The sequence below is a fragment of the Actinoplanes sp. NPDC021490 genome, assembly GCF_055562135.1.
In genome coordinates this window covers 161,834-175,327 of the sequence record NZ_JBVHFW010000004.1, presented here as the reverse complement: position 1 = coordinate 175,327, position 13,494 = coordinate 161,834, and the positions used below count along the sequence as shown (strand labels likewise).

Annotated in this window: 10 protein-coding genes; 3 read left to right on the top strand and 7 right to left on the bottom strand. The window is 73.5% G+C overall.

Going from position 1 to position 13,494, the window contains the following annotated elements:
- Nucleotides 1-242 precede the first annotated feature (242 nt).
- Nucleotides 243-1,313, top strand: a complete 1,071-nt coding sequence (locus tag ACZ3I4_RS12550; protein WP_465382004.1) for a lytic polysaccharide monooxygenase auxiliary activity family 9 protein — start codon at nucleotides 243-245, stop codon at nucleotides 1,311-1,313.
- 165 nt (nucleotides 1,314-1,478) lie between these two features.
- Here ACZ3I4_RS12550 and ACZ3I4_RS12545 read toward each other — a convergent pair whose 3' ends face one another.
- Together ACZ3I4_RS12545 and ACZ3I4_RS12540 are read right to left on the bottom strand one after the other, a co-directional pair.
- Nucleotides 1,479-2,348, bottom strand: coding sequence for a glycoside hydrolase family 88 protein (locus ACZ3I4_RS12545; RefSeq protein WP_465382003.1), 870 nt, complete (start codon nucleotides 2,346-2,348; stop codon nucleotides 1,479-1,481).
- Nucleotides 2,345-3,283, bottom strand: coding sequence for a ribose-phosphate diphosphokinase (locus tag ACZ3I4_RS12540; RefSeq protein ID WP_465382002.1), 939 nt, complete (start codon nucleotides 3,281-3,283; stop codon nucleotides 2,345-2,347). Before ACZ3I4_RS12540 ends, ACZ3I4_RS12545 begins: the two co-directional genes overlap by 4 nt.
- Before the next feature lie 69 nt (nucleotides 3,284-3,352).
- Between ACZ3I4_RS12540 and ACZ3I4_RS12535 the strand changes: the two genes are divergently transcribed.
- Entirely contained in the window at nucleotides 3,353-4,198 is an 846-nt protein-coding gene (locus tag ACZ3I4_RS12535; protein ID WP_465382001.1) for an ABC transporter ATP-binding protein, read from the top strand.
- Here ACZ3I4_RS12535 and ACZ3I4_RS12530 read toward each other — a convergent pair.
- The 5 genes from ACZ3I4_RS12530 to ACZ3I4_RS12510 form a co-directional block, all read right to left on the bottom strand.
- A complete protein-coding gene (locus tag ACZ3I4_RS12530) occupies nucleotides 4,158-5,012 on the bottom strand; it encodes an alpha/beta fold hydrolase (RefSeq protein WP_465382000.1) in 855 nt (284 codons plus the stop codon). The genes ACZ3I4_RS12535 and ACZ3I4_RS12530 overlap by 41 nt on opposite strands.
- Nucleotides 4,997-5,650 carry an ABC transporter ATP-binding protein gene (locus tag ACZ3I4_RS12525; RefSeq protein WP_465381999.1) on the bottom strand — a complete coding sequence of 218 codons (654 nt, stop codon included), beginning with the start codon at nucleotides 5,648-5,650 and terminating at the stop codon, nucleotides 4,997-4,999. Before ACZ3I4_RS12525 ends, ACZ3I4_RS12530 begins: the two co-directional genes overlap by 16 nt.
- Before the next feature lie 11 nt (nucleotides 5,651-5,661).
- Complete coding sequence (locus ACZ3I4_RS12520; protein WP_465381998.1) at nucleotides 5,662-8,664, bottom strand: hypothetical protein; 3,003 nt, start codon at nucleotides 8,662-8,664, stop codon at nucleotides 5,662-5,664.
- The gene (locus tag ACZ3I4_RS12515) at nucleotides 8,661-11,666 is read right to left on the bottom strand and encodes an FtsX-like permease family protein (protein WP_465381997.1); all 3,006 of its coding nucleotides are present in this window, start codon (nucleotides 11,664-11,666) and stop codon (nucleotides 8,661-8,663) included. The genes ACZ3I4_RS12520 and ACZ3I4_RS12515 overlap by 4 nt, the downstream gene beginning before the upstream one ends.
- 66 nt (nucleotides 11,667-11,732) lie before the next feature.
- Nucleotides 11,733-12,731 (bottom strand): magnesium transporter CorA family protein, encoded by a 999-nt coding sequence (locus tag ACZ3I4_RS12510; RefSeq protein ID WP_465381996.1) that lies wholly within the window; start codon nucleotides 12,729-12,731, stop codon nucleotides 11,733-11,735.
- A gap of 36 nt (nucleotides 12,732-12,767) precedes the next feature.
- Between ACZ3I4_RS12510 and ACZ3I4_RS12505 the strand changes: the two genes are divergently transcribed.
- Complete coding sequence (locus ACZ3I4_RS12505) at nucleotides 12,768-13,481, top strand: nicotinamide mononucleotide transporter family protein (protein WP_465381995.1); 714 nt, start codon at nucleotides 12,768-12,770, stop codon at nucleotides 13,479-13,481.
- The last annotated feature ends 13 nt before the right edge of the window (nucleotides 13,482-13,494 follow it).

Below are 13,494 nucleotides of genomic sequence, written 5' to 3'. Positions count from 1 at the left end.
TGAGCCGGACCGGGCTGGACTGAGCCGGACCGGGCTGGACTGAGCCGGACCGGGCTGGACTGAGCCGGACCGGGCTGGACTGAGCCGGACCGGGCCGGCTTGGTCCACTATTGACAACCGTCAATTCTGTGCGACCGTGTTACGACACCCCGCCGGTGTTTTGTTCGGGAGTTGAGGGCAGCTCCCGCCGGATCCCCCTGGCCTGTCCACCGGGCCACCGACCATGCGGAGCGCATGCCCTCATGAAACGCAGAATTCTCTTCAGCGCGGTAGCCGGCGCCATCCTCGCCGGCCTCACCGTCCTTGTCGCCCCCACCTCCCCCGCGAACGCCCACGGCAACGTCACCGGCCCGGCCTCGCGCAACTACGGCTGCTACGAGCGGTGGGGCAGCAAGTTCCAGGACCCCACGATGGCCACCGCCGACCCGATGTGCTGGCAGGCCTGGCAGGCCGATCCGAACGCGATGTGGAACTGGAACGGCCTGTTCCGTGAGGGCGTGGCCGGCAACCACCAGGGCGCCATCCCGGACGGCAAGCTGTGCAGCGCCGGAGGGACCGTAGACGGGCGATACAACGCCATGGACGCCATCGGTGACTGGAAGGCCACCAACGTCGGCAGCAACTTCAATGTGAAGCTGTTCGACGGGGCCCGGCACGGCGCCGACTACATCAGGGTTTATGTGAGCAAGCCCGGCTTCAACCCGGTGACCACGGCCCTGAAGTGGTCGGACCTCACCCAGGTGTCGCAGATCGGCAACACCCCGGCCGCGCAGTGGACGCAGCGCACCGACGGCGTCGAGATCGACGTGCCGGTGTCGGCGCCGGGCCGCAGCGGACGGGCCCTCGTCTACACGATCTGGCAGGCCAGCCACGCCGACCAGTCGTACTACTTCTGCAGTGACGTGAACTTCGGCGGCACGACCACCACACCCCCGACGACCCCGCCGACCACGCCGCCCACCACGCCGCCCACGACTCCGCCGACCACGCCGCCCACCACCACGCCGCCGGTCTCCGGCGCGTGCTCGGCGACGTACGCGCTGAGCAGCCAGTGGTCCGGCGGCTACCAGGCCGAGGTCAAGGTGACCGCCGGCTCGGCCGCGATCAAGAGCTGGACGGTCAACCTGGCCTACGGCAGCGCGCAGACGGTTCAGCAGTCGTGGAACTCGACGGTCTCGGCGAGCGGCAACTCGCTGGTCGCCAAGAACGCCGCCTACAACGGGGCTCTGCCGGCCAGCGGCGGCACCAGCTTCGGCTTCATCGGCTCCGGCACGGCGGCCACACCCACGTTGACCTGCACCGCCACCACCTGATCGAAGCTTCCCCGGCGTCACCTCTGGCGCCGGGGAAGTCCAGCCGTTACAGTCGTTTGGGAGCGCTCCCACCGCGCTCCCACCCGGCGAAAGGAGCACGATTCGACCGGCGGAAAAACAACAGGGCTGCGGGGGACGGTGTGTCTGCCCTCCCCGTCCCCCGTATCAAAGCCTCCCGGCGGCCGCGGTCGCCAGCAAGTGAAAACCCTGCGCCTCGGCCGAGGTTCCCGCCCGGTCGAACGTGGGCGCACCGCACGCCCCGCGCACCAGCCCGTACGAATCCACCTCGCGCTCGGCCGCCGCCAGTAAAGAACGACCGACGGCCTCGTACGAGGGTGGCAGCCAGCCGTCGGCCACCCCGGTCAGGGCGGCATAGGCGAACATCTGCGCCGCGTTGGTCTCGCGGAACGAATCCGGATCGTCCAGCACGTCGTGGAACAACCCGTCGGCCCGGCGGAACTCCAGGCACGCGTCCAGCACGTCGCGGGCGTGCCCGGGCAACTCGGTCGACCGCAGCACGGGCGCCAGCCGTACGGCCCGGGCGATCCCGGCCACCACCCAGCCGTTCCCGCCGCCCCAGCGCGCCGGCCGGTCCGGCGCGATCGCCGAATAGACCCCGTCGCGGCACAGATGCCGGCGGTGCCCGTTGACCTGCCGCACCGCCTCGTCCAGTTCGCCCGACAGGGCCAGGAACGGCACCACCATGTAGACCGTGTCGGCCCAGAAGGACGTGGACCCGAGCACGTGGAACAGCGTGCCGTCGGCGGCCCGCGGAGCGTCGCGTATCAGCCAGTCCAGCTGCCGCCGGGCGGCGTCCGCGAAACCGGCCCGCACGACCGCCTCCCCGCACGCCGCGCCGTTGACCGCGTTGTCGTCGGGGCCGCCCAGCCGGCCGTCCGGCGTCTGCCGGGCCACCGCCGACTCGGCCATCAGCCGGGCCAGGTCGGTGCGGCCCAGGTCGAGGACCGCGTGCGCGGCGACCCCCTGCTCCCAGCTCTGCCGCTGCATGGCCAGCAGCGCGTCGAGGATCCTCATGCGAACAACGCGCTGACCGACTCGCCGTTGTGGATCCGGCGCATCGCCTCGGCCAGCGCGGGCGCGACGGACAGGATGGTCAGCTTGTCGGTGCGGCTCCCGGCCGGGATCGGCACCGTGTTCGTGCAGACGATCTCCTCGATCTCCTTCTCGCTGGAGAGCCGCTGCACCGCGTCGGCCGCGAACAAGCCGTGCGTACAGGCGACCCGGACGCTGCGGACGTTGCGCTCGCGCAGCCGGTCGAGCAGCTCGAACACCGTGCTGCCCTTGGCGATCTCGTCGTCGAGCACGATGACGTCGCGGTCGGCCACCTCGCCGATGATCGTGCTGATCACGACCTTGTCGTCGGCGTAGCGCTGCTTGGCGCCGGCCGCCACGTCCACGCCGAGCAGCCGGGCGAACGCGGCCGCCTCCTTGGCGTTGCCCAGGTCGGGGGACACGACGACGGTGTTGCTCAGGTCGTAGCCGCGGAAGTGGCGGGCCAGTTCCTGCAGCGCGTGCAGGTGGTCGACCGGGATGTTGAAGAAGCCGTGCACCTGCGGCGAGTGCAGGGTCATGGCCAGCACACGGTCGGCGCCGGCCGTGGTGAGCAGGTCGGCGACCAGACGGCCGCCGATCGAGATGCGCGGGGCGTCCTTCTTGTCGCTCCGGGCGTACGCGTAATGGGGCAGAACCACCGTGATCCGCCCGGCCGAGGCGCCGCGGGCGGCGTCGAGCATGAAGAGCAGTTCGACGAGATTTTCCTGTACGGGCGGCACCAGCGGCTGGATCAGGAAGACGTCCCGCTCCCGGCAGTTGGCCTGCAGTTGCACTTCGATGCAGTCGTTGGCGAAACGGGACGTCCGGGTGGGAAGCAGCGGCACCCCGAGGTGGTCGCAGATCTCGGCGGCGAGGGCGGGATGGGCGGATCCGGAGAAAACGGCAATGTCGCGCACGTGCCTTACCTTAAAATGCCGCCCCCGTACGGGTCTCCACCGGGCGTGCCAAACCGCTAGCGTGATCGCATGAACGGACTCGCTGTCGCGTGCCGCCGGGTGGTGCACATCTATCGCGCCGAGGCGGGTGACGTGGTCGCCCTGGCCGGTGTCGACCTCTCGATCGCCCCCGGTGAGACGCTGGCGCTCGTGGGCCCGTCCGGCTCCGGCAAGTCGACGCTGATCGCGCTGCTGGCCGGTCTGATGCGCCCCTCGGCCGGCCGGATCAACATCGGCACGTACGACATGGGCAAGCTCTCCGACGGCGAGATCTCGCGCCTGCGCGGGACGGAGATCGGCGTGGTTCTGCAGGGCGCGGCGCGCAACCTCCTGCCGTACGCGTCCCTGCACCGCAACATCTGGCTGGCCCAGCGCCGCGCGGCGCACACCCGGGGCATCACGCTCGACGACCCCGACCGCATCCTCGACCTGGTGGGGCTGCCCGGCCAGGGCCGTCAGCGGCTGTCCGACCTGACCCCCGGCGGCCGGCAGCGCGCCGCCCTGGCCGTGGGCATCGCCACCGGCCCGGGCCTGCTGCTGGTCGACGAGCCGACCAGCCGCCTCGACACCGCGGGCCGCGACGAGGTGCTGGCCGCGATGGAGACGGTGAACGCCGAACGCCAGACGACGATCGTGGTCGTCACCCACGACAACGAGGTGGGCGCCCGGCTGGGCCGCGCGGTGACGATCCGCGACGGCCGGGTCGGCGCCGAGGGCCGCGACGGTCAAGACTTCGCCGTGGTCGCCGGGGACGGCACGGTCCAGTTGCCGCCCGAGGTGCTGGGCAGCTATCCGCCCGGCACGCTCTTCACCGTGCAGCACATCGACGGCGAGGTCACCCTGGTGCCGGGCGGCACCGAGCAGCTTCCGACCTAGCAATCAGACCCCGCACCAGCTCGGCGAAGGCGCCGGGACGCTCACGCCACGGCTGGTGACCGCCGTCCACGTCGAAGACTTCCCCGTACGGCGCCAGGGCCGCGAGCCGGGCCACGGTGTCACGCGGCCGGGGGTCGTCCCGGCCGTGCACGAACCAGCAGGGCATCGTGAGCCGCGACAGGTCGTGTTCGCGGACGTCGGCCATCAGCCCGCGGTTGGCCGCCCAGTTGATCGGCGTTCGCACCCGCGCGTCGGCGCCGGCCAGCTCCCAGCCGCGCGTGGGGTCGGCGTGGTCGGTGAACCAGGACAGCGTGCGAAACTCGATCTCCTCGCCGGGCGTGCGAGGGCGGGTCTCGAGCTCGGTCAGCCGGTTCCACTGCCGGTCCGTCATGCGGCGGCGGCGTTCGGCGCGGTAGGCCGTGCGCCAGTCCCCGGCGCCGACGCCGTTGAGGTAGCCGAGGGCGGTCACGCGCGCGGGGTGGGCGACAGCGTAGGCGAGCGCGAGCTCGGCCCCGAACGAGTGCCCCAGCACGATCCACTTGTCATGGCCCCAATGCGACCGGAGCGCTTCCAGGTCAGCGACGTATCGCTCGAGCGAGTAGTGACCAGTGGTTTCCGAGCCGCCGCAGCCGCGCTGGTCGTAGCGGTGCACGACGGTGCGGTCGTCGAGCATGCGGGCCACCGGCTCGAGGTAGTCCCACAGGCCCGGGCCGCCGTGCAGCAGCACCACCGGCGGGAGCCCGCCCGCCACGCCGGTGGTCCAGGTTCGCAGCCGCACGCCGTCGTCGGCCGCGACCATCACGGGCGTACCCATACCGCCTCGCCGTCGCCCAGGTGCAGTTCGCGGTCGCAGGCCGCGGCGGCCTCGGGGTCGTGGGTGGCCAGCACGACGGCGGCGCCGCGGGTGGCTTCGGCCCGCAGCAGCTCCATCACGCGCTGGCGGTTGGCCGCGTCGAGTTCGCTGGTGATCTCGTCGGCCAGCAGGACGTCGCCGCGCAGGGCCAGGCCGCGGGCGATCGCGGTGCGCTGCTGCTGGCCGCCGGACAGCTCCTCGATGAGCTGGTTGGCCTGGCCGGACAGGCCCAGCGGCTCGAGCGACTCGGCGGTGCGGCGCCGGGCCTCGGCCGGCGTGCCGCCGGTGGCGATGACCGCGACCGAGATGTTCTCGGCCGCGGTCAGGATCGCGGCCAGGCCGTTGTCCTGCGGGATCAGCACCACACCGAGCTTGACCGCGTGATCGCGCGAGGCCAGCCGCTCGCCGTCGACCAGCACCTCGCCGCGGACCGGGGCGAGCAGGCCGGCCATCGCGCTGAGCAGGGTGCTCTTGCCGGCGCCGGAGGTGCCGGTGACGGCCAGGATCTGGCCGGGACGGGCCTCGGCGGCGACGCCGCGCAGCACGGTGCGGTCGCTGTCCCAGGCGAGGTCGGCGCCGGCGACGCTGAGTGTCTTCATGAGGGCGGCTCCTAGGGTTTGATGCGACGGCGCAGGTCTCGGCCGGTGGCCAAAGCCACGGCGGCCAGCACGAGAAGGACGAGGACGGTCACGCCGGCCAGGGTGAGCACGCGCGGCCAGGACGGCAGCGGAAGCGGGACCCGGGTGACCCCGGCCAGCGGCAGCGCCCAGCCGGTCGCCGCCCAGCCGGCCAGCGCGGTGAGCATGCCGGTCACCGCGGCCACGGCGACCAGCGCCGGATAGGTCCACAGGGTCGCCCGGCTGACCGTCGGGCCGGGCAGGCCCTGGGCGCGCAACGCCGAGAGGTCCTCGACGCGGCGGGCCCGGTCGACGGCGGCCGCCAGCACGAGGGCGAACGCGCCCAGCAGCACGGCCAGGCCGCCCGCGAGCAGGTGGAAGTGGAGTGCGAGGGCCGGCCCCTGCCGGGCCAGTTGGAGGCGTACCTCATCGGCCCGGAAATCGCCGACGACGGTCAGCCCGGCCCGGGTGAGCCGCTCCTCGATGTCGGCCGGGGCGCGGTCGTTGAGCCAGACCTCGGGCAGCAGGGCCGGGGCGGCGTCGACGGCGAGCCGGTCGGCGTATTCGAGGTCGACCAGGCCGGCGACCTCACCCGCGCGGGGCACGGCGGGCAGGTCGTCCGCCTTGGTCACGTCCATCGGGTATCCGTCCAGGCCGGTGAGCACGCCGCCGGTCGGGCTCCCGACGGTCAGGGCGACCGGAAGCGGGTACGGCGTGGTGACCGGATGGAGCCAGGCGCCGTCGGGCAGCCCGTTGGCCGCGTCCACGTCGATGCGCAGGCCGCCGGGGGCCGCGCTGACCCGGCCGTACTTCGGCATCCGCCAGCGCGCCGGGTCCAGCTCGACCCGGGACGGCTTGTCGCTGCCGATGCTCTCGAGGGTGAGGCCCCCGGTCAGGGCGGTCACGTCGCTGTTGACCTGGAGCTGGATGCCGTTGATCCGGCAGCCCTGGGCGCACACGCCGACCCGCTGCACATAGCGGGCCCGGCCCTCGCGCAGGTCGCCCAGGGCGGCCACGGCCTCGCCGCGGTCGGTCAGCGACGACAGCGCCACGTTGATCCGCAGTTCCTTGCCCTTCACGACCCCGTTCGTGGTGGCCTCGACGACGAGCTCCTCGCCGCCGATGACCATCGGTCCGGGCCCGTCGGGGCGCAGCCGGGCGGCGACCTCCGCGGCCGGCGGGGCGCCCGCGGGCCAGGTCGCGACGGTGGCGAGCCGGGTGGTGTCGGCGGCCACGCCGAGCGGTTCGGTGCCGGTGCTGTTGCGCAGCCGCGCGGCGGCCATCGCGAACTCGCCGTCCGGGTCGACCTCCCGGACCGCCTGCAGCAGCCGGCTGCGGAAGACCGGCGCCACCTCGAGCACCCGATCGGCGCCGACGCCCAGTTCGGCCTGCACGACCCGGCTCCGGGCGGCCACGTCGATCGCGCACGCGGCGTAGCCGGCCACCGCGACGGTCGCGACCAGCAGCGCGAACAGCCGCTGGGCGCCGGGGCGGCGGGAGAGCTGGAAGGCGGCGAGCGCGGGACCCAGCCGGCCGGCCCGCAGCGCGCGGCCGGCGTAGCGGGTGATCAGCGGCAGCAGGGCCCGCGCGGCCAGCAGGGACAGGGCGAGCATGACGAAGGCCGGGGCGAGCAGGCCGACGCCGGTGAGCGTGCCGTCCGAGACGGCCAGCTGCACCGCGGTGACCACGGCGAGCAGCACGATGACGGCCTCGACGGCGAGCGCACGGGGGCCGTTGGCGTTGACCGGGTTGCGCCGCAACAGGGAGGCCACCGGGCTGAGCAGCTGGCGGCGCTGGGCCAGGACGGCCGCGCCGAGGGCGGCGAGCGCGGCGAAGGGGGCGTACCGGAGGGAGGCGAAGCCCGGGTCGACGCCCACCCCGGGGAACCGGGCGGCCGCGACGGCGTTGACGAGCAACTGGCCGGCCAGGCAGCCCGCGACCGCGCCGGCCAGGATCGCCGCCAGGCTCTCGCCGGTCGCCAGCCACCAGCGGGTCCACCAGCGCGACCCGCGCAGGGCGACCACCGCCAGTTCGGGCTGACGGCCCTGGGTGCCGTAGCCGACGGCCAGGAAGATGCTGAAGCAGGCCAGCAGCACGAGCGGGACGGCCAGTGCGGGCACGAGCAGGTGCGCGGCGGCACGGCCGGAGTCGATCCGGTCGAGCAGGACCGGGATGCCGGTGTCGACCTGCAGGTTGGGACCGATCTCGGTGGCCTTGCGGGTGAGCGCGACCAGGCCGGCGCGCAACCCGCCGAGCTGGTCGACATCGAGCGCGTCGGGCCCGGCGGCGCCGTCGATGGACAGGTCGGTCAGGCCGCGGTCCATCGTGGTCATGGTGGCCGCGGTGGTGAAGACCGGCTCGTCGGGGCCTCGGCTGGACATCGCGTCGAAGTAGCCGTGCGATCCCCAGTAGATGTCGCCCGGGTCCTCGACCTGATAGGTGCCCGCGACGGTGAGCCGCTTGGGCACCCCGTCCGGATCCCAGCGCGGGTCGCGGGGGTCGTCCACGAAGGCCGCGAAGATCATCGTGACCGGGTCGCCCGCGGCCAGCCCGGCCCGCCGGGCCGTCCGCTCCCCCACGATCACGTCGTCCTGGCCGGCCAGGCAGCGGCCGCTGACGATCCGGACGTGCGCGCAGACGTCCTGCCGGAAGACCAGGCGGTTGGGGTTCTCGCGATCGGTCTCGAGCCCCACCGTGGGGATCGAGGACGCATGGACGTAGCTGAAGCCGGGCAGCTCGATCAGGGCCGCGCCGACGTTGGCGAAGTCGGGCCCGTCGATCTCGCCCTCGACCCGGCTGTCGACCCGGCCGGTGATGGTCAGGCCGCGCTCGACCGGCCCGGCCGTCTCGATCTGACCCGCGGCGATCGCGCGGTCGACGGCGGTGAGATAGGCGGGCGAGGCGACCGCGGACGCCACCGCGAACAGGGCCAGCAGGGCGAGCGTGACAGCCTGGCCGCGGCGGGTCCAGACCATGGCCAGCACCAGCGAGATCATCGGCCGGCCTCCCCGGCGCGCAGCCCGCGGATCAGGGGCAGCACCGAGAGCCAGCCGACCAGCCCCAGCACGACCAGGGCGACCAGCCCGGTGACCGGCAGCGCGACCCAGCCGAGCGCTCCCGGCGCGGCCAGCACGTCCCAGCCGTCGGTGAAGCCGGGCACGGCCACCCGGGCGAGGGGGTTCGCGATCGCGGCGGCCAGCAGTCCGGCCAGCAGGCCCGTGGCGATCAGGACCGAGGTTCCCGCGTACGCCGTCCCGACCGCGACCGGCAAGGGCAGGCCCTGCCGCCGCAGCGCCCTCAGCTGGCCGAGCCGGTTGCGCCGGTCGACGGCCCCGGCGACGCCGATGGTCGCGGCGGCCAGCAGCAGACCGGCCACGCCCGCGATCAGCCCGAACCGCGCGACCGCGGACGGGGCCTGCTCGGCCAGGGCGGCGGCGCGGCCGGCGGCCGTCTGCTCGTCGCCGATCACGAGGCCGGCGTCGCGCAGCGCGCCCACGGTCGGCGGGCCGGCGCCGGGCGCGAGCCAGACCTGATATTGCCCGGCCGGGTTGGTGTCCCCGGCGATGCGGCGGGCCGTCTCGAGGTCGACCAGCACGCCCTCGCGGCCGAGGACGGGCAGCACGCCGGCCGCGCCGTCGAGGCGTACGGGAACGGGCTGGGGCCCCAGGGAGGGCAGCCAGGGCTCACCGAAGCGCCACGACTCCGGGGCCGGACCGGCCAGCACGACCGGTGGCGGGACGGCGCTGTCGACCGCCCACAGCTGGGTGCCGACGTCGGGCGACGCGGTGGTGTTGAGGTCGACCGCGATGCGCAGGGCGCCGTCGCGGGCGGCCACGTCGAGCGCGGCCCCGTCGGCGCCGGGCCGCCAGCGGGTGATGTCGGCGAGCTGGGCCGGGCCGAGGATCTCGGCCGCCGGGCCGGACTGGGCCAGCGAGCGCACGGTCACGGCCGAACCGTGGATCGCGACGCCACCCGGCGGGCTGTCGAACTGCCAGCGCAGGAGGCGGCAGCCGGGCGCCCGGGTGCAGCCGGACACCGTTGCCGTACGGGTCTGCTCGCCGCGGCTCAGCGTGCCGAACGAGACCTGCGCGGGCGCGCCGCTGCCCTCGTTCTGCAGCACCAGGCCGAGTACGGCGGGCACTTGGCCGTCGTAGCGCACGCGCACGGTGAGCCGGTCGCCGGTGATCGCGGGCAGCGGCGGCGGGCCGGGGCTCTCGGCGGTCGCCCGGGCGAGCAGGTCGGCCGGGCCGTACTCGGGACGCCAGTAAGCCACCCCGGCCAGACGGGAACTGTCGACGGCGACGACCGGCGGGGTGCTGCCGCGGTCGACGACGACGGCCATCGCCTCGTCGCCGTCCGGGTCGGCCCGCCGTACGGCGTCGAGCAGCGCGGTGCGGTTCGGGGCCTGCACCGACAGCACCCGCTCGGCGCCCAGCTCGGCCCGGCTGCGCTCGACGCGGTGCGCGCCGTCGGCTCGCCACAGTCCGAAGGTGGTGGCGAGCAGCGCCACCGCGACCACGACCAGCGCGAACACCCGGTCGCTGCCGGGCTGCCGGCTGACCTGCACCGAGGTCAGCCCGAGCCGGAGCCGGCCGGCGCGCATGGCCGCGCCGCCGCCACGGTCGGCTGTCCGGCTCAGCAGCCGGGCCAGCAGGAGCGCCACGGCCAGGGCCACCAGGGCCGGGGCGGCCAGCGCGAGACCGCTGTCGGGCGCGCTCGACCGGGCCTGATAGACGGCCGCCACCGCCACCGCGAGCAGCAGCAGGTCGGCCAGGCCGGAACGCCAGTCGCCCCGGCCCCGGGCGACCTGACGCAGCAGGTCGGCGACCGGCCGGCGCAGCGCCACGGCCTCGACCGCGGCCAGCACAAGCAGACCGCCGAGCAGCACGGCCCCGACGGCGGCCAGCGAGAGCAGCAATGCCTCGGCCTGCTGGGCCGGTGTCTCGACCGGGCCCGCCAGCCACCGCGCGATCAGATAGCCCAGCGGCAGGCCGGCCACCGCGCCGGCGGTCAGCGGCAGCAGATGCTGGCCCCAGGCCAGGCGCAGCATCGCGAAGCCGGTGCTGCCGCGCAGCTTGAGCAGGGCGATGTCGGCGCGCCGGTCGCGTCCGGTGTAACGGCCCGCCAGCCCGATCGCGAACCAGGTCAGGATCAGCGTCTGGGTCATCGCGATGACCACGCCGAGCCGGATCTCCTCGCGGTCGCGGGCGATCGCGGTCAGCAGCGGGTCGCTCGCGTTGACCAGCCGCAGGCCCGAGGTGGACAGCTTGTATTGGGCCTGGCGAAGCACGGGCCCGAGCCGGTAGCCGTCGTCGCCGCGCAGCAGCTCGTCGGGAATCGCCACGTCGAAGGTGGCCGTCGGCTCCCACAGCATCCGGTCGGCGAACGTGTCGAGCGCGGTGAACGCGGGCTCGAACCCGCCGTCGGCCTCGAACAGCGGGTTGTTCCAGTAGGGGCCGTTCGGATCGCGGTAGGCGTAGCGGGCGACCACCTCGAGCCGGATCGGCGCGCTGGCGGGGCTGGGCGCCAGCTCGAGCCGGTCGCCCAGATCGAGGCCCAGCTGCTGGGCGGCGGACGAGCTGAGGGCGACCTCGCCGCGCGCCCGCGGGCACGGGCCGTCGAGATCGAGGTGGGCGCACACGTCGTCGCGATAGGCGATGCCCATGGCCGCGCTGGTGCCCCCGCTGTCGACGGTGAGCGGCAGCTGCAGACCGATGACCGGGTCGGCCGACGGCAGCGGCAGCTGATCGCGCATCCCGGTTTCGACCTGCTCGATCGCTGTCCGCGGGTCGCCCTCGGTCTTGGCGATCTGGCGCACCGAGATGGTCCGCTGATCGGCCGGGGCCGCGGCCACGTCGGCGGCGGCCGCACGGTTGATGCTCGAATACGCGAACCAGGGGCCCGCCGCGGCCACGGCGGCGGCCAGCGCGGTCAGCACCAGCACGGTCAGGACCTGGGCGGTACGCGTTCGCACCGCCCCCCAGATGAGCGCGAACATCCACCCTCCCCCCGCCGAGTCACCCGGAGGTTACGCCACCGGCGACGCGAGCGGGGGGCCGCGAAATCACAGCCAGCCGCGCCGTTTCAGGAAGTAGTAGAGGCCGGCCGAGACGAGCACGATCAGCGCCGTGCTGACCACGAAACCCGACACCTTCTCGTACCCGGGATAGGGCAGATTCTGGCCGAAGTAGCCGGTGAGCGCGGTCGGGACGGCGATGATCGCGGCCCACGCGGCCAGCTTGCGGGTGGTGTCGTTGAGGACGTTGCCCTGTTCGGCCGTGTCGGCCTGCAACAGCGAGTCGATCCGGTCGCGCAGGTGCTCGACCTCGTCCAGCGTGTGCTGGGCGTGGTCCTCGACGTCGCGGTAGTAGGGCCGCAGGTTCGCGTCCACCAGGCCGAGGTCGGTGCGCATGGCCTGGCCGACCAGCTCGGGCATGGGCGCGACGGCCCGGCGCAGGGCGGCCAGCAACTTGCGCTGGTTGATGGCCTTCATGCGGGTGGCCCGCGGCGCCCCGCCGGTCTCGAGCAGCGCGTCCTCGACCTGGTCCATCGCCGCGTCGAGGCGCTGGGCGGCCGCGTACTGCCCGTCGACGACCACGTCAAGCAGGCCGTAGAGCAGGGAACCGGCCCCGTCGGCGTCGCCCAGCTCGCTCTGCGCGTCCCACCGGTCGGCGAACTTCGAGGTGTCGCTGGGCGACTTGCGCACGGTGATCAGGGCCCGCGGCGTGACGAACGCGCTGATCTCGGTCTTGCCGAAGTGGGTCTCGGAGTCCTTGGTGGCGATGTCGACGGCGTACACGTTGAGAAAGATGTGGTGCGGGTAGCGGTCGAGCTTGGGCCGCTCGTGGTCGGTCATCGCGTCCTCGACGGCCAGCGGGTGCAACTCGAACTCCTTGGCCACCAGCTCCAGGTCGCCGGGCTCGGGGGCGAACAGGTCGAGCCAGAGCACCGCGCCGGGATGCTTCTCGAGCAGGCCGGCCACTTCTTCGTAGCCGAAGTCGCGCGCGATCACTTTGCCCTTCTCATAGAGACGGGTGGCGGTCGGGCACGAGGGGGAGGTCACGTATCAATCATGCCCGGGCCCGGCCTACGCTAAGCCGTGACCTGGCTCGACCAACTGCTGACCACGTTCTACACCGCCAAGTGGCAAGTGACGGCCGACCAGGCCATCTACTACCGCGAGATCGTCGGCAACGCCTTCGGGCTAGGCTCGGCCCTGTTCGGCCTGCGCCGCTCGGCCTGGGCGTGGCCGGTCGGGATCGTCGGCAACGTGCTGCTCTTCACCGTCTTCATGGGTCAGGCGGTCGGCAACGACCAGGGCACCCCGCTCTACGGCCAGGCCGCCCGGCAGGTGTTCTTCCTCATCGCCAGCGTCTACGGCTGGTGGCAATGGACCAGCAACCGCCGCCGTACGCGGGGAACCGCGGTCTCGCCGCACTGGGCCTCGCACCGCCAGCGCCTGCTCTACGGCTCGCTGGCCCTGACCGCCGTGGTGCTGTGCTTCTTCGTGTTCCGCGCGGTCGGCGCCGGCTTCGAGGTCCCGTGGTGGTATTACCTGGCCGACTCGTGGATCTTCGTCGGCTCGATGCTGGCCACGTACGCGATGGCCCGCGGCTGGGTCGAGTTCTGGCTCTGCTGGATCGCCGTCGACCTCGTGGGCGTCCCCGAGCTGCTGCACTTCGGCTACTACCCGTCGGCCATCCTGTACGCCGTCTACGCCGCCTTCGTGGTCTGGGGCTTCGTCGTCTGGCTGCGCATTTCCCGTACGCCGGACAGGCCGCCCACCCTGGAGCAGGCGGCCCTGCCCGCTTAGACCCCGGGCCCGG

Excerpts from the sequence above, each read along its gene's own strand:
- ACZ3I4_RS12545 (WP_465382003.1), bottom strand. The coding sequence starts at position 2,348 with ATGAGGATCCTCGACGCGCTGCTGGCCATGCAGCGGCAGAGCTGGGAG.
- ACZ3I4_RS12550 (WP_465382004.1), top strand. The coding sequence starts at position 243 with ATGAAACGCAGAATTCTCTTCAGCGCGGTAGCCGGCGCCATCCTCGCC.
- ACZ3I4_RS12520 (WP_465381998.1), bottom strand. The coding sequence starts at position 8,664 with ATGATCTCGCTGGTGCTGGCCATGGTCTGGACCCGCCGCGGCCAGGCT.
- ACZ3I4_RS12525 (WP_465381999.1), bottom strand. The coding sequence starts at position 5,650 with ATGAAGACACTCAGCGTCGCCGGCGCCGACCTCGCCTGGGACAGCGAC.
- ACZ3I4_RS12535 (WP_465382001.1), top strand. The coding sequence starts at position 3,353 with ATGAACGGACTCGCTGTCGCGTGCCGCCGGGTGGTGCACATCTATCGC.
- ACZ3I4_RS12515 (WP_465381997.1), bottom strand. The coding sequence starts at position 11,666 with ATGTTCGCGCTCATCTGGGGGGCGGTGCGAACGCGTACCGCCCAGGTC.
- ACZ3I4_RS12530 (WP_465382000.1), bottom strand. The coding sequence starts at position 5,012 with ATGGGTACGCCCGTGATGGTCGCGGCCGACGACGGCGTGCGGCTGCGA.